18 protein-coding genes are annotated in these 24,515 nt (G+C 68.1%); 10 read left to right on the top strand and 8 right to left on the bottom strand.

The features are described from left to right. Positions 1-17: 17 nt before the first annotated feature. Positions 18-797, top strand: coding sequence for an ABC transporter ATP-binding protein (locus tag WT97_RS23795; RefSeq protein ID WP_059504866.1), 780 nt, complete (start codon positions 18-20; stop codon positions 795-797). Positions 798-861: 64 nt separating this feature from the next. Here the strand turns inward: WT97_RS23795 and WT97_RS23790 are convergent, their stop codons facing one another. Continuing rightward, complete coding sequence (locus WT97_RS23790; protein WP_059795833.1) at positions 862-1,359, bottom strand: GNAT family N-acetyltransferase; 498 nt, start codon at positions 1,357-1,359, stop codon at positions 862-864. Between the two features lie 136 nt (positions 1,360-1,495). Here WT97_RS23790 and WT97_RS23785 point away from each other — a divergent pair, with 136 nt between their 5' ends. Beyond that, on the top strand, positions 1,496-2,422 hold the full coding sequence (locus WT97_RS23785; protein ID WP_059795990.1) for a LysR family transcriptional regulator: 927 nt from the start codon (positions 1,496-1,498) through the stop codon (positions 2,420-2,422). 545 nt (positions 2,423-2,967) lie between these two features. Continuing rightward, positions 2,968-4,047 carry a porin gene (locus WT97_RS23780; RefSeq protein WP_059795988.1) on the top strand — a complete coding sequence of 360 codons (1,080 nt, stop codon included), beginning with the start codon at positions 2,968-2,970 and terminating at the stop codon, positions 4,045-4,047. A 175-nt stretch (positions 4,048-4,222) separates the two neighbouring features. On the opposite strand, the gene WT97_RS23775 is transcribed toward WT97_RS23780, so the two are convergent. Then, positions 4,223-4,561 (bottom strand): P-II family nitrogen regulator, encoded by a 339-nt coding sequence (locus tag WT97_RS23775; RefSeq protein WP_006398637.1) that lies wholly within the window; start codon positions 4,559-4,561, stop codon positions 4,223-4,225. Between the two features lie 83 nt (positions 4,562-4,644). Next, positions 4,645-6,354 carry an NAD+ synthase gene (locus WT97_RS23770; RefSeq protein ID WP_059795830.1) on the bottom strand — a complete coding sequence of 570 codons (1,710 nt, stop codon included), beginning with the start codon at positions 6,352-6,354 and terminating at the stop codon, positions 4,645-4,647. 109 nt (positions 6,355-6,463) lie between these two features. Between WT97_RS23770 and WT97_RS23765 the strand changes: the two genes are divergently transcribed. Beyond that, entirely contained in the window at positions 6,464-7,642 is a 1,179-nt protein-coding gene (locus WT97_RS23765; RefSeq protein ID WP_059795828.1) for a GNAT family N-acetyltransferase, read from the top strand. Positions 7,643-7,713: 71 nt separating this feature from the next. On the opposite strand, the gene WT97_RS23760 is transcribed toward WT97_RS23765, so the two are convergent. Continuing rightward, positions 7,714-9,960, bottom strand: a complete 2,247-nt coding sequence (locus WT97_RS23760) for a glycoside hydrolase family 3 C-terminal domain-containing protein (protein ID WP_060354536.1) — start codon at positions 9,958-9,960, stop codon at positions 7,714-7,716. Positions 9,961-10,112: 152 nt separating this feature from the next. Between WT97_RS23760 and WT97_RS23755 the strand changes: the two genes are divergently transcribed. Continuing rightward, positions 10,113-11,147, top strand: coding sequence for an AraC family transcriptional regulator (locus WT97_RS23755; protein ID WP_060036299.1), 1,035 nt, complete (start codon positions 10,113-10,115; stop codon positions 11,145-11,147). Between the two features lie 49 nt (positions 11,148-11,196). After that, on the top strand, positions 11,197-12,030 hold the full coding sequence (locus WT97_RS23750) for a GIY-YIG nuclease family protein (protein WP_060354535.1): 834 nt from the start codon (positions 11,197-11,199) through the stop codon (positions 12,028-12,030). 52 nt (positions 12,031-12,082) lie between these two features. On the opposite strand, the gene ppa is transcribed toward WT97_RS23750, so the two are convergent. After that, on the bottom strand, positions 12,083-12,610 hold the full coding sequence (gene ppa / locus WT97_RS23745) for an inorganic diphosphatase (protein WP_034208107.1): 528 nt from the start codon (positions 12,608-12,610) through the stop codon (positions 12,083-12,085). 337 nt (positions 12,611-12,947) lie between these two features. On the opposite strand from ppa, the gene WT97_RS23740 reads away from it, so the two are divergent. The 3 genes from WT97_RS23740 (at position 12,948) to WT97_RS23730 (ending at position 16,802) form a co-directional block, all read left to right on the top strand. Next, positions 12,948-14,387 (top strand): aldehyde dehydrogenase family protein, encoded by a 1,440-nt coding sequence (locus tag WT97_RS23740; RefSeq protein ID WP_060354534.1) that lies wholly within the window; start codon positions 12,948-12,950, stop codon positions 14,385-14,387. Positions 14,388-14,590: 203 nt separating this feature from the next. Continuing rightward, positions 14,591-15,349: an SDR family oxidoreductase gene (locus WT97_RS23735; protein WP_060036297.1), complete on the top strand. Its 759-nt coding sequence runs from the start codon at positions 14,591-14,593 to the stop codon at positions 15,347-15,349. A 148-nt stretch (positions 15,350-15,497) separates the two neighbouring features. Further along, positions 15,498-16,802: an MFS transporter gene (locus WT97_RS23730; protein WP_034208110.1), complete on the top strand. Its 1,305-nt coding sequence runs from the start codon at positions 15,498-15,500 to the stop codon at positions 16,800-16,802. Positions 16,803-17,060: 258 nt separating this feature from the next. On the opposite strand, the gene WT97_RS23725 is transcribed toward WT97_RS23730, so the two are convergent. Genes WT97_RS23725 through hemC form a run of 3 tightly spaced genes read right to left on the bottom strand, consistent with a single transcriptional unit; the run spans position 17,061 to position 21,225 of the window. Further along, positions 17,061-18,248 carry a heme biosynthesis protein HemY gene (locus tag WT97_RS23725; protein WP_059795819.1) on the bottom strand — a complete coding sequence of 396 codons (1,188 nt, stop codon included), beginning with the start codon at positions 18,246-18,248 and terminating at the stop codon, positions 17,061-17,063. A 2-nt stretch (positions 18,249-18,250) separates the two neighbouring features. Then, positions 18,251-20,221, bottom strand: coding sequence for a fused uroporphyrinogen-III synthase HemD/membrane protein HemX (gene hemDX, locus WT97_RS23720; RefSeq protein WP_060354533.1), 1,971 nt, complete (start codon positions 20,219-20,221; stop codon positions 18,251-18,253). Continuing rightward, a complete protein-coding gene (hemC, locus tag WT97_RS23715) occupies positions 20,221-21,225 on the bottom strand; it encodes a hydroxymethylbilane synthase (protein ID WP_060354532.1) in 1,005 nt (334 codons plus the stop codon). The genes hemDX and hemC overlap by 1 nt, the downstream gene beginning before the upstream one ends. A 207-nt stretch (positions 21,226-21,432) precedes the next feature. Here hemC and ppc point away from each other — a divergent pair, with 207 nt between their 5' ends. Beyond that, complete coding sequence (ppc, locus tag WT97_RS23710; protein WP_059795816.1) at positions 21,433-24,423, top strand: phosphoenolpyruvate carboxylase; 2,991 nt, start codon at positions 21,433-21,435, stop codon at positions 24,421-24,423. Positions 24,424-24,515 lie beyond the last annotated feature (92 nt).

The following is a 24,515-nucleotide window of genomic DNA, read 5'->3' as shown; positions in this document are numbered from 1 at the left end:
TTTCCGCAGGAATATTGATGAATTCCCAGACTCAAAAGCTTTTCGTCGACGATCTCCACAAGCGGTACGGCGACAACGAGGTGCTCAAGGGCGTGTCGCTGAAGGCGAACTCGGGCGACGTGATCAGCGTGATCGGCTCGTCCGGTTCCGGCAAGAGCACGATGCTGCGCTGTATCAACTTCCTCGAGCAGCCGAACGCGGGCCGCATCTTCGTCGACGGCGAGGAAGTGCGCACCGCGCTCGACAAGACGGGCGCGCTGCGCGCGGCCGATTCGAAGCAGCTTCAGCGCGTGCGCACCAAGCTGTCGATGGTGTTCCAGCACTTCAACCTCTGGTCGCACATGAACGTGATCGAGAACGTGATGGAAGCGCCGGTGAACGTGCTCGGCATCCCGAAGAAGGAAGCCGAGGAGCGCGCGCGCGAATATCTCGAGAAGGTCGGCCTCGCGCCGCGCGTCGAGAAGCAGTATCCGTCGCATCTGTCCGGCGGCCAGCAGCAGCGCGTGGCGATCGCGCGTGCGCTGGCGATGCATCCGGACGTGATGCTGTTCGACGAGCCGACTTCCGCACTCGATCCGGAACTCGTGGGCGAAGTGCTGAAGGTGATGCAGAAGCTGGCCGAGGAAGGTCGCACGATGATCGTCGTCACGCACGAGATGGGTTTCGCGCGCAACGTGTCGAATCACGTGATGTTCCTGCACCAGGGCCGCGTCGAGGAAGAAGGCGTGCCGGCCGAGGTGTTCGCGAACCCGAAAAGCGAACGCCTGCGCGGCTTCCTGTCCGGCAGCCTCAAGTAACGCCCGTCACCCGCCACGCCCGAACGGGCGCCCCGCGGTTCGCCGCGCGGCGCCCGTTTTGCGTTTACGCGGCGCTCACCGGCGCGCCGTCGGCGAACGCGCGCAGTTCGTCGCCCGCCAGCCGGTAACGCACCCACTCGCTCTGCGGCGCCGCGCCGACGCGCTCGTAGAAGCGGATCGCCGGCTCGTTCCAGTCGAGCACGCTCCATTCGAAACGCCCGCAGCCCGACTCGACCGCGATCCGCGCGAGCGCCTTCAGCAGCCGCAGCCCCGCGCCGGCGCCGCGAAAACGCGGCGACACGTACAGATCCTCCAGATACAGCCCCTGCCGCGCGAGCCACGTCGAATACGAGAAGAAATACACAGCGAAGCCGGCCGGCTCGCCGTCGACCTCGCACATCAGCGTACGCGCGGGCGAGCCTTCGCCGAACAGGCTGCGCTCGAGCGATTCCGGCGTCGCGACGACTTCGTGCTCGGCCTTCTCGTAGACGGCCAGTTCGGTGATGAAGCGCAGGATCAGCGGCACGTCGGCGACGGTGGCGGAACGGATATCGATTTGCACGGTGGTGAGCCCTCCTTCGGCCCGGACGGAAAACGGAATACGGCGCCGGCGCTCCCGCATCTGGCGCCGGTGAGATCGACATGCTACGTTCACGGCGCAACTGCAGGAAGTGCAGTTTCTTCATCCGGACATGAACATGATGCATCCCGACCTGCGCCGCCTCGACCTGAACCTGCTGCTCGTGTTCGACGCGTTGTACCGCCACCGGTCGGTCGCGGCGGCCGCGCATGAACTCGCGCTGAGCCCGTCGGCGTTGAGCCATGCGCTCGCCCGGCTGCGCGACGCGATCGGCGATGCGCTGTTCGTGCGCCTCGGCAACGAGATGCAGCCCACCGTGCGCGCCGACGACATCGCCACATGGGCCGGCGACGCACTCGATGCGATGTCGAAGGGGCTCGCCCGCGCGCGCCGCTTCGATCCCGCGCAAAGCGACCGTACGTTCGTGTTCGCCGCGACCGACTACACGGCGTTCGCGGTGCTGCCTGCGTTTCTGGCCCGCATCCAGCACGTGGCGCCGCACCTGCGGATCCGCGTCGTCCATTCGGACCGCAAGATTTCCGTCGACGAGCTCGCGGCCGGCCGCATCGACTTCGCGCTCGGCTACCACGAGGAATCGGCGGCCGACGCGCCCGGCATCGAGGATTTCGACTGGTTCTCCGACGACTATGTCGTGATCGCGAGCGCCACGCATCCTGACGTCCGTCGGCGGCTGACGCTCGACCAGTATCTGGCGGCCCGCCACGTGGTCGTCACGCCGTGGAACGAAGCGCGCGGCGTCGTCGATCACGTGCTCGACCGGCTCGGCCTCGCGCGCCATGTGGCCGTGCAGTTGCCGACCGTGCTCGCCGCGCCGTTCGTGATCGCGGAGTCGGCACTCCTGATGACCGTGCCGAACCGCGCCGCGCAGGCGCTGCGCCACGCGGCGCCGATCCGCATCTTCCCCGCGCCATTCGAGATCCCGCGCTACACGGTGAAGGTCTACTCGCATGCGAAGCACGCGCGCACCGATGCGCATCGCTGGATTCGCGCCCAGTTGCTCGACGCGCGACCAAGTCCGGACTAAGCGCCGCCGCGCGAAGCAGGACAGGCGTTTCAGGCGTCGATCGACGATGGCGGCAATCGCCCGAATCATTACGAAATACTTACCAATTTCGCGACTTTCGCGCTTACGCCGGCGCCCCGGCAACGTCAATAGTGGCAATCCTTGACCCATGCCCGCGGAATCCATGTCTCCCTTGTGGGACAAGGGTTTTCCGGCAATCGAGCACCCTTGCCCCCCCTGTTGCGCAGCGTGTTGCATGGCAATTTGGCGACAGCGGTTAGTCAAACAACGATTTCCGTCGCCACAAAATTGTATTTTTGCTAAATTAGTAACCAAAGTAGCAAAACGAAGTTCGTGAAATGTAGTTTAGCTTCACGACACAACAAGGAGACCCCGCAGGCCGACCCGGCTGCGCGGGACCGCTCAACGGTTTTCCGTCTGCTTGCCCGCGTGCTGCGCTTACCGGCCCTGCACGAGGTCTCCCTGGTTATCCCGCTTTTGCCCGGCGCTCGCGCTCCGGGCATCTCGTGCAGTCTGGGTTGACTTTTTGACAGGGTGTGGAGGAGATGATGAAGAAAGCTTTGGTCGCGGCCGCGCTGATGGCTGCTGGGGTGGTGACGGCGCACGCGCAGAGCAGCGTCACGCTGTATGGCCGCCTGGATGCAGGCATCGAGTACATGAACGGCCTGCAGAACGGCCACCAAGTGCGCGCGGAAAGCGGCGACTGGGGCACGAGCCTGTGGGGCTTGAAGGGCAGCGAAGACATCGGCGGCGGCAACAAGATCCTGTTCCACCTCGAAGGCGCGTTCAACACGATGACGGGCGGCTTCAGCGGCTCGATCTGGGATCGTTTCGCGACCGTCGGTATCTCCAACGACCGTTACGGTACGCTGCTGTTGGGTCGCGAACTCGCGATCGCCAACGGCGTGTGGGACTTCGACCCGTTCGGCCAGTCGTCGTGGTCGACGGCCTCGCTGGTGCGCGGCCGTAACTGGAACAAGACCAGCAACAACGTGTCGTACCAGTCGCCGTCGCTCTACGGCCTCGACTTCTACGGCCAGTTCTCGTTCTCGAACTCGACCAGCTTCAACGGCAACACGACGGCCGGCCAACCGGGCCGTGCAATGGGCGCGCAGGTCACCTACACGAACTCGCTGTTCCAGTTGCGCGGCATCTACGACGAAACGCGCGACAGCAACGGCCGCTTCTCGGACGTGTTCAACTACTCGCGTGAATACTTCGCGGGCGTGAACGTGTTCCTCGGCCAGTTCAAGGTTCAGGCGGCCTACCAGGCATCGCGCGCCGACGGCAGCGGTGGCCCGGCAGTGAACGCCGGCGTGACGGGTACGCAACAGGTGTGGGGCGGCGTGACGTGGCAAGCAACGCCGGCAGCGGCGCTGATCGCAGCCGTGTATCACGTGAATGCGAACCACGGCGGCGGCAACGCGAACATCTACACGGTCGGCGGCTCGTACAACATCTCGAAGCGCACGCTGTTCGACCTGCAGGTCGCGACGGTGCGCAACAGCAAGAACGCGAACTTCGGCCTGAACGCGAACGGCGCCGGTACGGCCGTGTCGACGGGCAACCCGAATCCGGGCGGCAGCCAGACCGGCGTCTACGCCGGCATCCAGCACCTGTTCTGATCAGGCGCCGTCAAAGAACGATTCGACAACACTTTCCACGCTGCTGCGAGAGGCGCGTATCGGTGCGGTACCCAACCGGGTATCCGCACCGTTTTTTCTTGGGCGGCGGGTTCGTGCGACCGCGGCCCGATCGGCAGACGCGGCCGCGATCGAGCGAATGGCGCGGACGCAGCGCTCAGACGGCCGCTTCGTTCTCTTCGCCGGTGCGAATGCGGATCACGCGCTCGACGTCCGACACGAAGATCTTGCCGTCGCCGATCTTGCCGGTGCGCGCCGCACCGATCACCGCGTCGATCACCTGATCGACCTGCGCTTCGGCGACGACCACCTCGATCTTCATCTTCGGCAGGAAGTCGACGACGTATTCGGCGCCGCGATACAGCTCGGTATGGCCCTTCTGGCGACCGAAGCCCTTCACTTCCGTCACGGTCAGGCCCGTGAGACCCACTTCGGCGAGCGCTTCGCGGACTTCGTCCAGCTTGAACGGCTTGATGATGGCGGTGATGCGTTTCATGATGGATGTCCCTCAATGCTCGTTTGGATGAAAAATCGCGTTCCCGATTGTAAGCCGGCGGGCCGCATCCGGCCCAGCACCGCTCAATCGAGCCGTTCGGTAAAGCATGATGTAATCGGGTAGCGCCAGTCGCGCCCGAATGCGCGATGCGTGACGCGGATGCCGATCGGCGCCTGGCGGCGCTTGTATTCGTTGATCTTGATGAGCCGCGTCACGCGCTCGACGTCGGCCCGCGCGTAGCCGGCCGCGACGATCTCGGCGAGCGGCCGGTCCTCTTCCATGTACATCCGCATGATCGCGTCGAGCACGTCGTACGGCGGCAGGCTATCCTGGTCGGTCTGGTTCTCGCGCAACTCGGCCGACGGCGCGCGCGTCAGGATCCGTTCGGGAATCACGTCGCGCAGCCCGTAATCGGCCGTTTCGTTGCGATAGCGGCACAGCCGGTACACGAGCGTCTTCGCGATGTCCTTGATCACCGCGAAACCGCCGGCCATGTCGCCGTACAGCGTGCAGTAGCCGACCGCCATCTCGCTCTTGTTGCCGGTCGTCAGCACGATCGAGCCGAACTTGTTCGACAGCGCCATCAGCAGCGTGCCGCGGATGCGTGCCTGGATGTTCTCCTCCGTCGCATCTTCCGCGCGGCCCGCGAACTCGCCCGCGAGCGCGGCGCGGAAGGCATCGAACATCGGCGCGATCGCGATCTCGTCGTAGCGCACGCCGACGCGCCGCGCCATCTCCGCCGCGTCCGTCGTCGAGATGTCGGCCGTGAAGCGCGACGGCATCATCACCGCGCGCACGCGCTCGGGCCCGAGCGCATCGCACGCGACGGCCAGCACCAGCGCCGAATCGACGCCGCCCGACAGCCCGATCAGCACGCCGGGAAAGCCGTTCTTGCCGATGTAGTCGCGCACGCCGGTGACGAGCGCGCGATACACCTGCGCGTGAGTCGATAGCTCGGGTGCGATCGCACCGGGCAGCGGCCGCGCGCCGTCGAATTCGACGATCGCGTGCCCTTCGTCGAACTGCGGCATCTTCGCGACGAGCGCACCCTGCGCGTCGAGCACGAACGAACCGCCGTCGAACACGAGTTCGTCCTGGCCGCCGACGAGGTTCACGTACACCATCGGCAGCCCGGTCTCGCGAATCCGCGCGCGCAGGATGTCGATGCGCACCGCTTCCTTGTTCATGTGATACGGCGAGCCGTTCGGAATCAGCAGCACCTGCGCGCCGGCCGCCTTCGCGATCTGCGCGGCCGACGCATGCCACGCGTCCTCGCAGATGATCACGCCGTATTTCACGCCGTTCAGCTCGAACACGAGCGGCTCGGTGTCGGTCGCGAAATAGCGCTTCTCGTCGAACACCTCGGCGTTCGGCAGATCCTGCTTGCGGTAGGTGCCGACGATCTCGCCGCCGACGATCAGCGACACCGCGTTGAAGGTGTCGGTGGGCGGCACGCCGCGCTCGATCGGGCGGTTTGCATTACCATCGACGGCTGACGCGCTGCCCGCACCGCCGCCCGGCCCCCGCAACGGATGGCCGACCAGCACCGCGAGCCCGTCGAACGCCTTCAGTGCGTCGGCGAGCGCGTCGAGCGCGGCGGCCGCCGCCGCGTAGAACGCGGGCCGCAGCAGCAGGTCTTCGGGCGGATAGCCGGACAGCACGAGTTCGGGTGCGACCATCAATTGCGCACCATCGTTGTGCGCGGCACGCGCGGCCGCGACGATGCGCGCGACGTTGCCGGCGAAATCGCCGACGGTGGCGTTGATCTGGGCGAGAGCGAGTCGGGTCTTCATGGCGGGATCGGCGCAACCCGGCGGCGCGCCTTGAACGGCTAACGAAATCGACCTGGGCGCGGGCCATGGCGGCCCGCACCCGGCAACATCCAACGGTACGGATTCACGCTTGAAACACGAACGCATCGATTATCGCACGGGCATCCTGTCGTCCCCCGCCGAGGTGCCGGCCGACGAATGGAACGCGCTGCTCGCGCGCGACGCGCAGCCCACGCCGTTCCTACGCCACGAATTCCTCGACGCACTGCACGTCGCGCGCTGCGCGGTGGACGACACCGGCTGGTCGCCGCACTTCGTCACGCTGACCGACCCGCGCACCGGCCGCCTCGCGGCCGCCGCCCCCGTCTATGCGAAACAGCATTCGTACGGCGAATACGTGTTCGACTGGGCGTGGGCCGATGCGTACCAGCGCAACGACCTGCCCTATTACCCGAAGCTGCTGTGCGCCGTGCCGTTCACGCCGGTGCAGGGCACGCGGCTGCTCGCGGCCGACGACGACGCGCGCCGCCGGCTCGCGGCCACGCTGCTCGCGTTCGCCGAGCAGAGCGACGTGTCGTCGCTGCACGTACTGTTCCCGACCGGCGACGAAGCGCGGCTCCTCGAATCGATGGGCATGATGCTGCGCGAAGGCGTGCAGTTCCACTGGCTCAACGACGGCTACCGCCACTTCGACGATTTCCTCGGCACGCTCGAGCAGAAGAAGCGCAAGAACATCCGCGCGGAGCGGCGCAAGGTGCACGACGCGGGCGTGACCTTCCGGCGGCTCACCGGCGATCGAATCACCGACGCCGACTGGCGCTTCTTCTCGCGCTGCTATCGACAGACCTACCGCGAGCACTATTCGAGCCCGTACCTGAACCTCGACTTCTTCCGCACGATCGGCGCGACGATGCCGGAGAACCTGCTGCTCGTGATCGCGGAAGCCGACGGCCGGCCGATCGCGAGCGCGCTCGCCGTGTACCGGCGCGGCGAACACGGCGGCGGCACGCTGTACGGCCGCTACTGGGGTGCGATCGAGCACGTGCCCTGCCTGCACTTCGAAACGGCCTACTACCAGTTGCTCGAGTTCTGCATCGAGGCCGGGCTCGACACGTTCGAGGGCGGCGCGCAGGGCGAGCACAAGCTCGCTCGCGGTTTCCTGCCGACCGTCACGCACTCCGCGCACTGGCTCGCGCATCCGGCTTTTTCCGACGCGGTCGCGCGCTTTCTCGAACGCGAGACCGAGCATATCCACGCGTACGTCGACGAACTGCGCGAGCACGATCCGTTTCGGCGCGGCGCCGGCTAGCGTCATCCCGCGCACCGGCATGCGGCGAAGCCACGCATGGGCTCGCCGCATGCCGCACGGCCGCCGCCGGCTCAGTGCGCGGCGAGCGTCACCGTCTGCGACAGCGCCTGCGGGTCGCGCGACGACGCGGCCGCCGACAGCCCGTAGCTGCCCGCGCCGATCCGCCATGCGTGCGCGCTCGCATCCCACACCGCGAAGCGCTGCGCCGGCACCGCGACGCTGACCGTGCGCGCCTCGCCGGGCTGCAGCGCGACCTTGGTCCAGCCGACGAGCCGCTTCGGCGGCTCGCCGAGCGACGCGGGCAGCGCCGCGTAGATCTGCACCGTATGCGTACCGGCGCGCGCCCCGGTATTCGTCACCGTCACGCCGACCGTCACGTTGCCGGCGGCGTCGGCCTGCGCGGACATCGCCGACAACGCATACGTCGTGTACGACAGCCCGTAGCCGAACGGGAACAGCGGCTCGATCGCCTTCGCGTCGAACCAGCGATAACCGTACGCGAGCCCTTCCGCATAAACGTTCTGCAGGTTCGACGGATCGATCGTCGGCTGCGGCAGATCGGCCTCCTGCTTCGGGAACGTCAGCGGCAGCCGGCCCGACGGATTCGCGTCGCCGAACAGCAGATCGGCGATCGCCTGGCCGCCTTGCGCGCCCGGATACCACACGTCCAGCACGCCATGCACGTTCGCGAGCCACGGCATCAGCACCGGGCTGCCGTTCTCGAGCACGACGATCACGCGCTTGGCCTTCGCGGCGACCGCGGCGATCAGTGCGTTCTGGTCGTATTGCTGGTTGTACGGGTCCGCCTTCGCATCGGGCAGCGACAGGCTCGCAAGGTCGAGCCCTTCCGTCTGCCACTGCGTGGCGAACACGATCGCGACATCGGCCTGTGCGGCCGCGCTCGCCGCGGCATTCGCGTCGGTGCCGTCGAGATAGCTGACCGACGCGCTCGGCGCCTTCGCGCGAATCGCCGCGAGCGGCGCGGACTTGTACCAGGTCGCGCAGCCGCCGAACAGCATGTCGGCCGGTTGTTGGCAGGACGTCACCGCGTTGCCGTCGATCGCCGGCACCGCCCCGGAGCCGCCGCCCGACAGCACGCCCGCGTCCGCATGGCCGCCAATCACGACGACCGACTTGAGCGCACCGGCGGCGAGCGGCAGCACCGGCTGCGTGTCGCCCGGCGCGGCCGCGTTCTTCAACAGCACCGCCGCCTGCCGTGCGATCGCGAGCGCATCGGCATTGCCGGCGGCTTCGTCGATCGCGCCGCCCGGCTTCGGCGGCGCGTCCATCACGCCGATACGGATCAGCGTGCGCAGCTTGCGCTGCACCATGTCGTTCAGCCGCGCGACCGACACGCTGCCGGCCTGCAGCGCCGCGCGCAGCTTCGAATTGAAGTACGAGCCGAGCGGCGCGTTGCCGTCGTCGGCCGCGCCCGGCTGCTCTTCGTCCAGCCCGGCCTGCACGGCCGCGACCGTCGAGTGCGTCGCGCCCCAGTCGGACTGCACGACGCCCTTGAAACCCCACTCGTTCTTCAGCACCGTCGTCAGCAAATACGGGTTCTCGCACGCATATACGCCGTTCAGCTTGTTGTACGAGCACATCACGTTGCCCGGCTGGCCGTCCTTCACGCCGATCTCGAACGCGAGCAGTTCCGCCTCGCGCATGGTTCGCTCGTCGACGACCGAATCGACCGTCATCCGGTTGGTTTCCTGGTCGTTGAACGCGAAATGCTTGATCGTCGCGATCACCTTCTGCGCCTGCGTGGCCTGCGTGCGCGCGGCGCTCAGCGTGCCCGCGAGCACCGGATCCTCGCCCATGTATTCGAAGGTGCGGCCGTTGCGCGGCTCGCGCGCGAGGTTCACGCCCCCGCCGAGCCCCTCCGCGAAACCGAGCGCACGCAGCTCGAGCGCGATGCGCGTGCCGTAGGCGCCCGCGAGCGCCGGGTCCCACGTCGCCGCAAGCGCGATCGGCGCGGGCAGCGCGGTGACGCGTGCGTTCTTCACGTTCACGCCGCCCGCCGAATCGGCGCTGCTGACCGCCGGAATGCCGAGCCGCGGCACGCCCGGGATATAGCTCGCGCCGTTCAGCGCATCGGCCGGAAACGGGCCGCCCAGGCCGAGCGCCGGCATGCCGGTGCCATGCACGAGCTGCAGCTTTTCGTCGGTCGTCAGTTGCGCGACGAGGGCCGCCGCGCGCTGGTCGGCTGCCGCGTCGGGGTCGGTCGGGGCGTGAATGTCGTCGCCGCCGCACGATGCGAGCAACACCGTGAGCGCGCATGCGCACGCAATCGTCGAATACCGGAACAGCGAAGTTTTCATTGATCCTCCAGAATCGTTCTGTTAGTACTTGTCGTCTCACTCCAGCGTCCAAGTCTAAAAATCGACCGGTCACCACGCTTGACCGGCGGGAGCATGCGTTGACCTCTCGCAGCGGGGACAAACCCGAACGGCATGACGACAGGGAGACAGACATGGAGTTGCAACAGAAATCGGTATCCGTCCGGATCTACCGCTGGCTGTGCGAAGACGCGCGTGCGAACGGCATCGATCCCGCACCGCTTTACGAAACGCTCGGCATCGGGCCGGCCGAGCTCGCCGACGACACGCGCCGCATCGCGGGCGACCGGCACGTGGCCGCGATGCAGCTGACGAGCGGCTGGCCGCTGTCGTGGCATCGCCCGCCGCCGCAGGTCGTGCCGTGGCTCGTGCCGTTTCCCGAACTCGCGGGCATCACGTGCAATGCGGCGACGCTGCGCGACGCGCTGCACGGCTACCTGCACTATCGCGAGCTGATCGGCAACGTCGACTGGGTATTCGCGCACGAGAACGGCGACGCGATCGCGCTCGAGTACGTGAACGAAGGCAACGGCCGGCACGCGGGCAGCGCGTTCGCGAACCTCGCGATCCTCGCGGCGCTCGCGCGCCTGTACGATCCGCACGTGCACGTCGACGACGCCGCATTCGCCGGCCGCGCGTTCGCGCCCGTTGCCGCGTTGCGCGACATGCTCGGCGCGCCGGTGTCGTTCGATGCCGCGCACAACCGCATCGTGCTGCGCTCCGCGCACTTCGACACGCCGTTCGAGCGCTACAACGCGCCGCTCGCCGGCATCCAGCGTCATGCGGCCGACGCCGCACGCGAGCGCGTGCGCGCACGTTCGACGTTCGGCGCGTCGGTCGAGCAATGCGTGCGCGACTGGCTGCGCACGTCCGACGACACCGACGTGCCGACCGATACGCTGATGCAGCACGTATGCACGCGCTTCGCGATGTCGCGCTGGACGTTGCGCCGGCGCCTGCATCGCGAAGCGGTCGGTTTTCACGCGCTCGTCGCGCAGGCGCGGCTCGGCGAGGCACGCGACCTGCTGCTCAACACGCGGTTGCCGATCGGCGAGATCGGCGTGCGCGTCGGCTTCCGTTCGACGAGCGCGTTCACGCGCTTCTTCACGCGCGAACTCGGTGCGGCGCCGAGCCGCTTTCGCGACGGGCATGGCGACCGGTGGCGTTGATGCGCATTTTTTCTGAGACACTGGCGGCTTCGCATTCCGCTGCTCTGCCATGTCCTGGTTCCTGTATCTGATCGAATGCGCCGACGACAGCGTCTACACGGGCATCACGACCGATGTCGCCGCGCGCTTCGACGAACACGCGTCCGGCAAGGGCGCGCGCTACACGCGCTCGCGCAAGCCGCGCGCGGTGCTCGCGTCGTTTCCGCTGCCCGACCGGTCGAGCGCGTCGCGCGCCGAATACTGGGTGAAGCGGCTCACGCCCGCGAAAAAGCGCGAGCTGGCGGCCGGTTTGCGGACGCTGGAATCGGTGTTGCCGGCGGCGATCGCGCTCGACGAAAGCGGCGACACGGCCGGGACGAACGCGATGGGGCACGGGCGGAAGAAAAGGAAGGCGGAAAACGTCGACGATGCGCAGAAGACGGCCGCAACGGAGGCGGCCACCGCGAAAAGGGCGAAAACCGGGAAACGTGCCGGATCCGCAACGGCCGCGAAGCCTGCGAAGGGCAAACAAGCGTCGAAGTCGACGAAGGCAAATAAAGCCGCGCCGGACGCGAAACATGCAAAAACCGACGGCGATGCCGCCGCAAAAAAGACCGCGGCGCGTGGCACACCGGTAAAAAAGGCACGCTCGCCCTCCTCCACGCAGTCGAAAAGAAAGGCCCCGGCTGCCGCCGCAGCGGCCGCGAACGTACGCGAAGACGCCGCTTGCGCATCGGGCCGGCGCCGACCGGCGGCCACGAAAGCCGCCGCGGCGATCGCTCCGGCCGTTGCCCCGCCGCGCGCGAAACGCGCGAAGCCGGCACCGGCCACCCCACTGCCGCCCGTCTCCCCGTCCACCCGCAGGAAAACCGTGCGCGCAAAACAAAACCGCGCGGTCTCCTGAAGAGACACGCGCGGTTCGTTCCGTACGCGCCGGCCGTCGGCCGGTACGCCGCTTACTTCTTGTAGTTCGCGGCGCCGTCGGTGATTTCCTTGTGCGCGGCTTCGATGCCGGCCCAGCCTTCGACCTTCACCCACTTGCCCTTCTCGAGCGCCTTGTATTGCTCGAAGAAGTGCTTGATCTGGTCCTTCAGGTACTCGGGCACGTCGTCGATCGTCTTCAGGTTCGCCGTCATCGGGCAGATCTTGTCGTGCGGCACCGCGATCAGCTTCGCGTCGACGCCCGATTCGTCCGTCATCTGCAGCATGCCGAGCACGCGCGAACGCACGATCGAGCCGGCCAGCAGCGGGAACGGCGTGATCACCAGCACGTCGACCGGATCGCCGTCGCCCGACAGCGTCTGCGGGATGTAGCCGTAGTTCACCGGATAGCGCATGCCCGTGCCGATGAAGCGGTCGACGACGAGAAGGCCCAGTTCCTTGTCCGCCTCGTACTTCACCGGATCGCTTTGCGCGGGAATCTCGATGATCACGTTGAAATCTTGCGGCAGGTCCTTGCCGGCCGGAACATGATTGAAGCTCATGAGCACTCTCTGTAGGTCGATGGGAATTCGGGACAGGGCGCCTCGGCCGATGCACCGCCACGGGCGTCCCCCAAAAGGAATGCGCCATTATAGCCAATCGACCGGTGGCGTCCGGATGACGATCGGCGCGATAATCGTTCCGGATGTCCGGCCGTCGAACCGGCGGCGTTGCACGTCGACGATAAAGCACGGGATCCGGGCAAGCGCCAAAGCGCCAGTTTGGGTCGACCGCGTTGCATGACGCCCAACCAAGCGCTAAAGCGCTAACTTGGGTCGACCGCGATGCATGGGACCCAAGTAAGCGCTAAAGCGCTAACTTGGGTCGACAGGAGCAGGCATGGAAGAGGCGAAGCACTTCATCGCGGGCGAATGGACGTTGCCCGCGCAACTGGAAACCATCGCGGTCATCGATCCGTCCGACGGCCAGCCGTTCGCGACGATCGCGCGCGGCACGGCACCCGACATCGAACGCGCGGTCACCGCGGCGCGCGACGCATTCGCAGGCCCGTGGGGCGCCGCGAGCGCCGCCGAACGCGGCCGCGTGCTGATGCGGCTGTCGGCTCGCGTGGCCGACCATCTCGACGAACTCGCCGCGATCGAGGCGCGCGACACCGGCAAGCCGCTGAAGCAGGCGCGCGCCGATGCAGCCGCGCTCGCGCGCTACTTCGAGTTCTACGCGGGCGCCGCCGACAAGCTGCATGGCGAAACCCTCCCCTATCAGGCTGGATACACGGTGCTGACGGTGCGCGAGCCGCACGGCGTCACGGGCCATATCGTGCCGTGGAACTACCCGATGCAGATCTTCGGGCGCAGCGTCGGCGCGGCGCTCGCGGCCGGCAACGCCTGCGTGGTCAAGCCGGCCGAGGACGCGTGCCTGTCCGTGCTGCGCGTCGCCGAGCTGGCCGCCGAAGCCGGGCTGCCGGCCGGCGCGCTCAACGTCGTCACCGGCTACGGCCATGAAGCGGGCGCCGCGCTCGCACGCCATCCGGGCATCGACCACATCTCGTTTACGGGCTCCCCAGCCACCGGCAAGCTGGTCACGCAGATGGCGGCCGAGAACCACGTGCCGGTCACGCTCGAACTCGGCGGCAAGTCGCCGCAGATCGTGTTCGCCGATGCCGATCTCGACGCGGCACTGCCCGTACTCGTGTCCGCGATCGTGCAGAACGGCGGGCAAACCTGCTCGGCCGGCAGCCGCGTGCTGATCGAGCGCGCGGTGTACGAGCCGCTCGTCGAGCGCCTCGCCACCGCGTTCAACGGGCTGCGCGTCGGCCCGAGCCGCGCCGATCTCGACTGCGGCCCGCTGATCAACGCGAAGCAGCAGCAACGCGTGTGGGATTTCCTGTCCGACGCGCAGCACGACGGCATTCCGATGGCCGCGCACGGGCAGGTCGTCGCCGACGCGCCCGAAAGCGGCTTCTACCAGGCGCCCGCGCTGTTGCGCGACGTGCCGCCGTCGCATCGGCTCGCGCAGGAGGAAGTGTTCGGCCCCGTGCTCGCGGCGATGCGTTTCGTCGACGAGGACGAAGCCGTCGCGCTCGCGAACGGCACGCCGTACGGCCTCGTCGCGGGCATCTGGACACGCGACGGCGCACGCCAGATGCGGCTTGCGCGGCGTCTGCGCGCGGGCCAGGTGTTCATCAACAACTATGGCGCGGGCGGCGGCGTCGAGTTGCCGTTCGGCGGCGTCGGCCATTCGGGCCACGGCCGCGAGAAAGGCTTCGAGGCGCTTTACGGCTTCACCGCGCTCAAGACGATCGCGATCCGGCACGGCTGAACGCACGGCGCGCGACAGCCGGCAGGCAGCGCCCGGCCGCCTGCCGACGCACGACGACTCTCATGACCAGCACAGCTGCGATTCGAGCTCGATGGCTCGCAGGAGACACACGCTGTGCCATGGCCGCCAACCGGTCAGGCAGCCCGCCTCACGGCGGCCACAACTGAAGTTCGAAGCAAATCGAAGATATAAGGAGACACACCATGCGGTTGAGCGGCAAGACGGCCATCGTCACGGGCGGCGGCTCGGGGTTCGGCGAAGGCATCGCGAAGACGTATGCGCGCGAAGGCGCGAACGTCGTCGTCAACGACCTGAACGGCGCGGCGGCCGAGCGCGTCGCGAGCGAGATCGCGCTCGCGGGCGGCAAGGCGATCGCGGCGGCCGGCGACGTATCGAAAGAGGACGACTGGCGCGCGCTGCTGCAGGCGGCGCTCGACGATTTCCATGCGGTGCAGATCGTCGTGAACAACGCCGGCACCACGCACCGCAACAAGCCCGTGCTCGACGTGACGGAAGCCGAATTCGACCGCGTGTACGCGGTCAACATGAAGAGCCTGTTCTGGTGCGTGCAGACCTTCGTGCCGTACTTCCGCGCACAGGGCGGCGGCGTGTTCGTGAACGTCGCGTCGACGGCCGGCGTGCGGCCGCGCCCGGGCCTCGTCTGGTACAACAGCACGAAGGGCGCGATGATCACCGCGAGCAAGTCGCTCGCGGCCGAGCTCGGCGCCGACCGCATCCGCGTGAACTGCATCAACCCGGTACTCGGCGAAACCGCGTTGATGACGGAATTCATGGGCTGCGAGGACACCCCGGAAAATCGCCGCCGCTTCCTCGCGACGATCCCGCTCGGCCGCTTCTCGACGCCGCAGGACATCGCGAACGCCGCGCTGTACCTTGCGTCCGACGAAGCCGAATTCATCACGGGCGTCTGCCTCGAAGTCGACGGCGGGCGTTGCATCTAGCCGTACCGGGCATCACGGTTATTCCGTCTTGCTTCGCACGAAACCGGCTTGGACGCGCCGCTGCGTCTGCGCCGGCCAACTACAACGACGGTGGCGCACGGGATCCGGATAACCGCTCGAGCGCCCACTCTGATCGACAGGAGACAACATGGCAACATCGACGCAGTCGCTGCCGGGCTCGTCCGGCGCATTCGAGGAAGCAACCTACCGCAAGGTGTCGTGGCGACTCGTGCCGCTCCTGCTGCTGTGCTACGTGGTCGCGTATCTCGATCGCGTGAACGTCGGGTTCGCGAAGCTGCAGATGGCGAGCGACCTGAACCTGAGCGATACCGTGTACGGGCTCGGCGCCGGGATCTTCTTCTTCGGCTATTTCCTGTTCGAGGTGCCGAGCAACATCATCCTGCACCGCGTCGGCGCACGCGTCTGGATCGCCCGCATCATGGCGACGTGGGGCGTGATCTCGATCCTGACGATGTTCGTCACGACGCCCGCGATGTTCTACGTGATGCGCTTCCTGCTCGGCGTCGCCGAAGCGGGCTTCTTTCCCGGCGTGATCCTCTACCTCACCTACTGGTATCCCGCGCACCGGCGCGGCCGGATGACGACGTTCTTCATGACGGCCGTCGCGCTGTCCGGGGTGATCGGCGGGCCGATCTCTGGCTTCATCCTGAAGGCGTTCGACGGCGTGAGCGGCTGGCACGGCTGGCAATGGCTGTTCCTGCTCGAAGGCATTCCGTCGGTGCTCGCCGGCGTGCTCGTGTTCTTCACGCTCGACGAGCGGATCGCGAAGGCGACGTGGCTGACCGATGAAGAAAAGGCGCTGCTCGCCCGCAACGTCGACGCCGAGGAAGCCACCAAGGAAGACCTGCCGCTCGGCGCGGTGATGTCGAGCCCGCGCGTGTGGCTGATGGCGCTGATCTATTTCTCGTTCGTGATGGGGCTCTACGGCGTCGGCTTCTGGCTGCCGACGATCATCAAGGCGACGGGCGTGACCGATACGATCGTGATCGGCCTGCTGTCGGCGATTCCGTATGCGGCTGCGGTGGTCGCGATGATCCTGATCGCGCGCAGCGCGGACAAGCGCCGCGAACGCCGCTGGCACCTCGCGATTCCGGCCGCGATCGGCGCGCTCGGCCTCGTGCTGTCGGTGATCTGGGCGCACCAGACTGCGCTCGCGATGCTCGGCCTCACGCTCGCGACGATCGGCATCCTGACGACGCTGCCGCTGTTCTGGAGCCTGCCGACCGCGTTCCTCGGCGGCACGGCCGCCGCGGCCGGCATCGCGATGATCAACTCGATCGGCAACCTCGCCGGCTTCCTGAGCCCGTACCTGATGGGCTGGCTCAAGCAGGCGACGGGCGCCAACGATGCGGGCATGTACATGCTGGCCGGGTTCCTCGTGCTCGGCGGGCTGCTCGCGCTGTCGGTGCCGAAGCGGCTCGTCGACAAGTGACGCGCGGCGCGTAAAGGCGCGCCGGACGCGCCGAGCACCAAGCACCGAGCACGCCGGTCGACGGCCGCCCCCACGCAACGCCCCGACGCCCGGCACTGCCCGGCCGCCGGGGCGTTTTCGATTCCGGACGGGCAAGACCGCGCCGGCCGGATGCTTCGCCGACCGGATGACGCCGCCATACGTCCGCACTGCGTCGCGACGAACGAAAAAAAGCCCCGAAGGCCGATCGGCGTTCGGGGCTTTTACCGCGGCACCGCGTCAGACCACGGTGATCGCGAGCGCGCTTTCGCGGTAGTGCTTCGCGGCCTTGTCGGTTTCGCCGAGATGCTCGAACAGACGGGCGAGTGCACGATGCGCCCGCACCTTCAGCGCCTCGTTGTCGGCCAGCTTCAGCGCCGATTCGAGGAACGACTGCGCCTTGCCCCACAACTGCTGCTGCTGGCAGAGGCGGCCGAGTGCGAACAGCAGGTCGGCATCTTCCGGATGATCCTTCTTCCAGCCTTCGGCCTTCTGGATCAGCGGCAGCGCATCGGCGCCGGCCGTGTCCGGATAACGGCGCAGCAGGCGCGCATCCCAGTTGTGCGCGAGCGCGTCCTCGACGATGCGGCGCGCTTCGTTGCGGCGCTCGAGCGGCACGAGCAACTCGGCCGCGAGATCGGCCAGACGCGGCGACTGGCGCTCGACCGGCGACAGCGACTGCCACACTTCGAGCAGCGCGTCCGGGTCGTGCCGGCGCTCGCGCAGCAGGTTTTCCGCCGCCTGCTGGCGCAGCCGCACGGCTGCGGCCGGATGCAGCGCCTCGCGCTTTTCGAGCGCCTTCGCAAGCTTCAGCACCTCGGCCCAGTTCTTCAGTTGCTGCTGCGCACGCAACGCGACCTGCTGCGCGTGGATGCGCTTGCCGCCGGCCTGCATGTCGGCCAGCGCGGCGAGCGCACCGTCGGCATCGCGGGCGTCCGCGCGCATGTCGGCGGCGGCAAGCAGCCGTGCATCCTGCCATTCGGGCGCGTCGATCTTCGACAACCAGTCGTCGCGGCGCGTGTACTCGTGCATCCGATGCGCGGCGGTGGCCGCGACGAGACTCGCGGCGCCCAGGTTCGCGTCGATCGACAGCGCTTCGCGCGCGGCCTTCTCCGCACGCGAGAAGCGGCCCGCGTACAGGTTCGCGATCGCATCGCGCAGCGACGCCTGCGCCTTCTCGTTGCGCGAACGCGCGCGATAGGCGGCGACCCGCTGCGGCATGCGCCAGATGTTGCGCACGATGCGCAGCAGCGCGTACACGACGATGAACAGCACGACGATGGCGATCACGAACAGATTCAGCGACACGTCGACCCGGTACGGCGGATAGACGAGCAGCACCTGCCCCGCGTCGAAACGGCCGACGGTGGCGAGCGCGGCGGCGAGCGCGAACAGGACCGCGAGCCAGACGATTCCTCGAAGCGTCATCGTTACCCCCGGCTCTTGAACTGCTGAACGGCGTTCAGGCTCGTGTTCAGGTTCGGCACCGCGACGGTCAGCGATGCGCCGTCAACCTGCTTGAGCAGATCCTCGACGGTCTGCGTGTCCTTCGACGCCTGATCGAAATACTTGCCGAGCGACGCCTGGGCGGCGTGCAGGTCGGCCTTCATCGCGCTGTCGTTGCGCGCCAGCAGCGACAGCCGCGCCGTGAGCAGACGCAACTTCACGTTCTCGCGCACGAAGTAACCCTGGTCGGGCGACGCGAGCATCGCATCCGCGTGGTCGATCCGGCGCACCTGCACGAGGCCCTTCAGTTGCTGACCGAGACCGGCCGAGAAGTCGTGCCACCACACCTTCCAGCGCGGCTCGCCGGCAGCGATCGACGAAGCGGCGTCGGCCGGCGCGGCCTTCGGCGCCGCGTGCGGCACGATCGCCTCGCCCGACAGCGGCAGCGCGTCGATCTTGCCGATCGCATCGTCGAGCTTGATCGCAAGGCCGGTGAGATCGGCTGCCGGCGCGGCCTTCAGCTTCTCGATGTCCTGCGCGAGTGCCTTGCGCACCGTGACGGCCTGTGCGCTCTGCGACGTCGCGAGACGCGCGTCGGCGTTCTGCAGCGCGATCAGCGCGAGCTGCGTGTTGCCGGTCAGCTGAAGCTGCTGGCTCGCGCTCGACAGCATCTGGTCGACTTCCTCGAGCATCCACGCATCGCGGTTGCGCGACAGGTCCTGGTATTGCTGCTGCAGCGCCTGCTGCGCGCTCTGCGCATCGGCGAGCTTGCCGTCGAGCTGCGCGAGCTGCGTGTCGACCTGGTGCGTGCCGGCGAGCGCCTGCTCGGTCTTCATCCGCGTTTCGGCCGCTTGCGCGTCGAGCGCCTTCTGGCGCGCGACGAACGTACCGTCGAGCCGATCGATCTTGCGGTTCAGTGCGTAGCCGCCGACACCCGCCGCGCAGCCGAGCACGACGACGACGAACCACAGCACCGCGCTGCCGCCGCGGCGCGCACGCGGCTCGGGCGCGAGATAAGGAGGGCTGGACGGCGGTGCGGATGCAGCGGCCGGCTGGGAAGCGACGCTTTTGGAATCGTTGGTATCTGTCATGCGTTTAGTCACCGGTGCGGCTGTCGCCGGTTGGACGGCCTCGTCGGCCATCGTTCGAAACGCGCGGACGATGCGCTCATCGCCCGCGCCGGTCAGCGTAATCCTATCAAAACCCAATGCGCGCGCGGTCTGCTCGATCCGCGGGTGCGGCGTCACGAGCGGCGCATGCTTCAGCGCGTCGATCTCGGCGTCGTTCAGGTGGACGCGCGCGAGCTCGTGCAGGTTGCGCACACCTTCCGAGCTCGTGACCAGCCACGCGTGCGGCTGGCCGTCGAGCAGCGCGTGCACGCGCTCCCACGCGCCGACGCGCGGCTCCGGCACGACGCGCCGGTACGCGGCGACGAGCGTGACGTCCGCACCGGCCTCGCGCAGGCGGTCGGCAAGCCATTCGCGTCCGCCGTCGCCGCGCACGATCAGCACGCGCTTGCCCGCCAGCGCCTGCGCGCCGCCGAACGCGGCCTCGATGCTCGCGAACAGGCTTTCCGAATCGTAATGGGGCACGCCGCCGTCGGGCGGGGGCTGCGGCGCGATCACGCGATGCGCGGGCGCCGCGATGCCGTGACGCTCGAGCGCCGCGACGCTGCCGGGCCCGACCACGCCGACCGGCAGCGCGTTCGGCCAGATCGCGCCGTACCGCGCGAGCGCGCGATCGATCGCGTTCGGCGACACGAAAATCACCAGCGCGTAGTCGGCCAGCGCCGCGAACGCGGCGTCGAGCGGCGCCGGATCGTCGACCGGCGCGATGTCGATCAGCGGGAATTCGAGCACGTCGCAACCGGCATCGGCCAGTTGCGACGCAAGCGCGTCGGACTGGCCGTCCGGACGCGTCAGGACAGCGGTGAACGCGCGCGCGCCGCCCGCCATCAGGCGTCGCCCTTGCCCGCGGCCTGCGAGCCCGCGAGCAGCGCCTGGACGATGTCGAGCGCGCCTTGCGCCTCGAGCTCGTCGGATACCGCGCGGCCGAGCGCGAGCGCATCGGCGACGGTCACGACGGCCCCGCACTCCTCGGCCGTCAGCACGCGCTTGCCGTCGGTGGTCGACACGCGGCCCGTCAGGTACAGCTCGCCCGCGCGCCACACCGCGTGCGCGGCGAGCGGCACCTCGCAACTGCCGCCGAGCGCGCGCGACACCATCCGCTCGGCCTCGACCGCGAGCGCGGTCTGCGGGTCGTGCAGCGGCGCGAGCCACGCGGCGACGTCGTCGCGGTGCGCGGCGATCTCGATGCCGAGCGCGCCCTGGCCGGCTGCGGGCGGGCTGGCCTCGACGTCGAGCAGCGTGCGGATCCGCGCTTCGAGACCGAGGCGTTTCAGCCCCGCCGCCGCAAGGATGATCGCCGCGTAGTCGCCGCGGTCGAGTTTCGCGAGACGCGTGTCGAGGTTGCCGCGCAGCGGCAGGACCTCGAGATGCGGATAACGCGAACGCAGCATCGCTTCGCGACGCAGGCTCGACGTGCCGACGACCGCGCCGGCCGGCAACGCATCGAGCGACGCGTAGTCGTTCGACACGAACGCATCGCGCGGGTCCTCGCGTTCCATGATCGCGGCGAGCGAGAAGCCGTCGGGCAGCGCCATCGGCACGTCCTTCAGCGAGTGCACCGCGAGATCGGCGTGGCCGTCGGCCAGCGCGCTCTCCAGTTCCTTCACGAACAGGCCCTTGCCGCCGACCTTCGACAGCGTGCGATCGAGAATCTGATCGCCGCGCGTCGTCATCCCGAGGATTTTCACGTCACAAGCTGGATATAATTTGCGCAGCGCATCACGCACATGTTCGGCTTGCCACATCGCCAGGCGGCTCTCGCGCGAAGCGATCGTCAACGTCGCGGGCGGCCGTGCCTGTTGCGGCCCGGCCGCGGGGGTCTCGGAATTCATTGCTGGAACATCGAAGGACGGGATTGAAGACCGAACAATGGTAGCACGCACGCCCCGGCGGCCCGAGCCCGGAGCCTGCGCCCGGCCTGCTTCCGTGCGGGTCGCGGCGCCGTTGTGCGGATGTGCCGCACGTAGCTGGTTGCTTGACCGCAGTTCCCGCAGTTTCCGCAGTTCCTTTTGACTCGAGCTTTCCCAAGGAAACCCATCGTGAAGTCTTCCGGATCGGCGCGTACGGCGCGCCGCAATGCTGCCTTGCCCTCCTCCGACGCCCCGACGGGCACGCTCGCCACCGCCGCGAACGGCCGTGCGAAAACGGCAACGAAACCCACGGCAACGAAACCGAAAGACCCGATACGTCAGACAAAAACGGCGACGAAGGCCGGCACCCGCGCGCGCGACGACAAGGACCGCCCGCTGTTCGAAGACATCCGCTTCCTCGGCCGCCTGCTCGGCGACGTCGTGCGCGAACAGGAAGGCGATACCGTGTTCGACGTGGTCGAGGCGATCCGCCAGACCGCGGTCAAGTTCCGCCGCGAGGACGACAGCGAAGCCGCGCAGACGCTCGAGAAGAAGCTGCGCAAGCTGACGCCGGAGCAGACGGTGAGCGTCGTGCGCGCGTTCAGCTATTTCTCGCACCTCGCGAACATCGCGGAAGACCGCCATCACAACCGCCGCCGCCGCATCCACGCACTGGCCGGCTCCGCGCCGCAGCCCGGCACGGTCGCGTACGCGCTCGATCAATTGAAAACCACCGGCAACGCGTCGAAGCGCCTGCTGCAACGCTTCTTCGACGATGCGCTGATCGTGCCGGTGCTGACCGCGCACCCGACCGAAGTGCAGCGCAAGAGCATCCTCGACGCGCAGCACGACATCGCGCGCCTGCTCGCCGAGCGCGACCAGGAACTGACCGCGCGCGAGCGCCAGTACAACGAAGCGATGCTGCGCGCGCGCGTGACCGCGCTGTGGCAGACGCGCATGCTGCGCGACTCGCGCCTGACGGTCGGCGACGAAATCGAGAACGCGCTGTCGTACTACCGCGCGACCTTCCTCGACGAGCTGCCCGCGCTGTACGGCGACATCGAGGCCGCGCTCGCCGAGCACGGCCTGTCGGCCCGCGTGCCCGCGTTCTTCCAGATGGGCAGCTGGATCGGCGGCGACCGCGACGGCAACCCGAACGTGACCGCGTCGACGCTCGACGAGGCGATCAACCGCCAGGCCGCGGTGATCCTCGAACACTATCTGGAACAGGTGCACAAGCTCGGCGCCGAGCTGTCGGTGTCGAACCTGCTGGTCGGCGCGAACGACGCGGTGAAGGCGCTCGCGGCAGCGTCGCCCGACCAGTCGCCGCACCGCGTCGACGAACCGTATCGTCGCGCGCTGATCGGCATCTACACGCGGCTCGCCGCGAGCGCGCGCGTGCGCGTCGGCGAAGGCACGGTGCCCGTGCGCAGCGCGGGCCGCGGCGCGCCGCCGGTGCGCGCGATTCCGTACGAGGATTCCGAAGCGTTCGTCGCCGATCTGAAGGTGCTGACCGCGTCGCTCGACGAACACCACGGCACGTCGCTCGCCGCGCCGCGCCTCGCGCCGCTCGTACGCGCGGCCGAAGTATTCGGCTTCCATCTGGCGAGCATCGACCTGCGCCAGAGTTCCGACATCCACGAGGCGGTGGTCGCCGAGCTGTTCGCGCGCGCGGGCGTCGAGGCCGACTATGCGGCGCTCGCCGAGGAAGACAAGCTGCGCGTGCTGCTCGCCGCGCTCGCCGATCCGCGCCCGCTGCGCTCGCCGTACCTCGAATACTCGGCGCTCGCGCAGAGCGAGCTCGGCGTGTTCGAGAAGGCGCGCGAGGTCCGCGCGCAATTCGGCGCGCGCGCGGTGCGCAACTACATCATTTCGCACACGGAAACCGTCAGCGACCTCGTCGAAGTACTGCTGCTGCAGAAGGAGACGGGCCTGCTCGAAGGCACGCTCGGCGTACCGGGCGGCGACGCGCGCAACAGCCTGATGGTGATCCCGCTGTTCGAGACGATCCCCGACCTGCGCGACGCGTCGCGCATCATGCGCGAATACTTCGCGCTGCCGGGCATCGACGCATTGATCGCGCACCAGGGCGCCGAACAGGAAGTGATGCTCGGCTACTCCGACAGCAACAAGGACGGCGGCTTCCTCACGTCGAACTGGGAGCTGTATCGCGCGGAACTCGCACTCGTCGACCTGTTCCGCGAGCGCAAGATCACGCTGCGACTGTTCCACGGCCGCGGCGGCACGGTCGGCCGCGGGGGCGGCCCGACCTACCAGGCGATCCTGTCGCAGCCGCCGGGCACCGTGAACGGCCAGATCCGCCTGACCGAACAGGGCGAGGTGATCGCGAGCAAGTTCTCGAACCCGTCGATCGGCCGGCGCAACCTCGAGACGGTCGTCGCCGCGACGCTCGAGGCGTCGCTGCTGCCGCAGTCGAACGCACCGGCGCAACTGCCCGCGTTCGAAGCCGCGATGCAGACGCTGTCCGACTCGGCGATGGCCGCGTATCGCGCGCTCGTCTACGAAACCCCGGGCTTCACCGACTACTTCTTCGCGTCGACGCCGATTACCGAGATCGCCGAGCTGAACATCGGCAGCCGCCCCGCGTCGCGCAAGCTGCAGGATCCGAAGCAGCGCAAGATCGAGGATCTGCGCGCGATTCCGTGGGGCTTCTCGTGGGGTCAGTGCCGGCTGCTGCTGACCGGCTGGTACGGCTTCGGCAGCGCGGTGAGCGCGTATCTCGACGGCGCGCCCGACGACGCCGAACGCGCGAAACGCGTCGCGCTGCTCAAGAAGATGAACAAGACCTGGCCGTTCTTCTCGAACCTGCTGTCGAACATGGACATGGTGCTCGCGAAGACCGATCTCGCGGTCGCGTCGCGCTATGCGCAACTCGTGCCCGACCGCAAGCTGCGCAAGCACGTGTTCGAGCGGATCGTCGCGGAATGGGAGCGCACGTCGCAGGCGCTCGCGGAAATCACCGGGCACGAAAGCCGCCTCGCGACCAACCCGCTGCTCGCGCGCTCGATCAAGAACCGCTTCCCGTATCTCGATCCGTTGAACCACCTGCAGGTCGAGCTGATCAAGCGTCACCGCGCGGGCGACACGAACGCGCGGCTGCGCCGCGGGATTCACCTGACGATCAACGGGATCGCGGCCGGCCTGCGCAACACCGGCTGATCCGCGCGCGGCGCGGGTGCATTCCGCGCCGCCCGGGACAACGAAAGCCGCGATACGCGCCCATGCGGATCGCGGCTTTTTTCATGCGACGA

The sequence above is a fragment of the Burkholderia sp. MSMB1459WGS genome, from assembly GCF_001534535.1.
GTDB lineage: Bacteria > Pseudomonadota > Gammaproteobacteria > Burkholderiales > Burkholderiaceae > Burkholderia.
The sequence above is the reverse complement of the archived record's forward strand: the minus strand, read 5'-3'. Positions and strand labels throughout refer to the sequence as shown.

Coding starts and splice junctions, on each gene's coding strand:
- hemC (WP_060354532.1), bottom strand. CDS start 21,225: ATGAATTCCGAGACCCCCGCGGCCGGGCCGCAACAGGCACGGCCGCCC.
- WT97_RS23795 (WP_059504866.1), top strand. CDS start 18: ATGAATTCCCAGACTCAAAAGCTTTTCGTCGACGATCTCCACAAGCGG.
- hemDX (WP_060354533.1), bottom strand. CDS start 20,221: ATGGCGGGCGGCGCGCGCGCGTTCACCGCTGTCCTGACGCGTCCGGAC.
- WT97_RS23735 (WP_060036297.1), top strand. CDS start 14,591: ATGCGGTTGAGCGGCAAGACGGCCATCGTCACGGGCGGCGGCTCGGGG.
- WT97_RS23740 (WP_060354534.1), top strand. CDS start 12,948: ATGGAAGAGGCGAAGCACTTCATCGCGGGCGAATGGACGTTGCCCGCG.
- WT97_RS23760 (WP_060354536.1), bottom strand. CDS start 9,960: ATGAAAACTTCGCTGTTCCGGTATTCGACGATTGCGTGCGCATGCGCG.
- WT97_RS23730 (WP_034208110.1), top strand. CDS start 15,498: ATGGCAACATCGACGCAGTCGCTGCCGGGCTCGTCCGGCGCATTCGAG.
- WT97_RS23750 (WP_060354535.1), top strand. CDS start 11,197: ATGTCCTGGTTCCTGTATCTGATCGAATGCGCCGACGACAGCGTCTAC.
- ppa (WP_034208107.1), bottom strand. CDS start 12,610: ATGAGCTTCAATCATGTTCCGGCCGGCAAGGACCTGCCGCAAGATTTC.
- WT97_RS23780 (WP_059795988.1), top strand. CDS start 2,968: ATGATGAAGAAAGCTTTGGTCGCGGCCGCGCTGATGGCTGCTGGGGTG.
- WT97_RS23775 (WP_006398637.1), bottom strand. CDS start 4,561: ATGAAACGCATCACCGCCATCATCAAGCCGTTCAAGCTGGACGAAGTC.
- WT97_RS23725 (WP_059795819.1), bottom strand. CDS start 18,248: ATGACGCTTCGAGGAATCGTCTGGCTCGCGGTCCTGTTCGCGCTCGCC.
- WT97_RS23785 (WP_059795990.1), top strand. CDS start 1,496: ATGATGCATCCCGACCTGCGCCGCCTCGACCTGAACCTGCTGCTCGTG.
- WT97_RS23755 (WP_060036299.1), top strand. CDS start 10,113: ATGGAGTTGCAACAGAAATCGGTATCCGTCCGGATCTACCGCTGGCTG.
- WT97_RS23770 (WP_059795830.1), bottom strand. CDS start 6,354: ATGAAGACCCGACTCGCTCTCGCCCAGATCAACGCCACCGTCGGCGAT.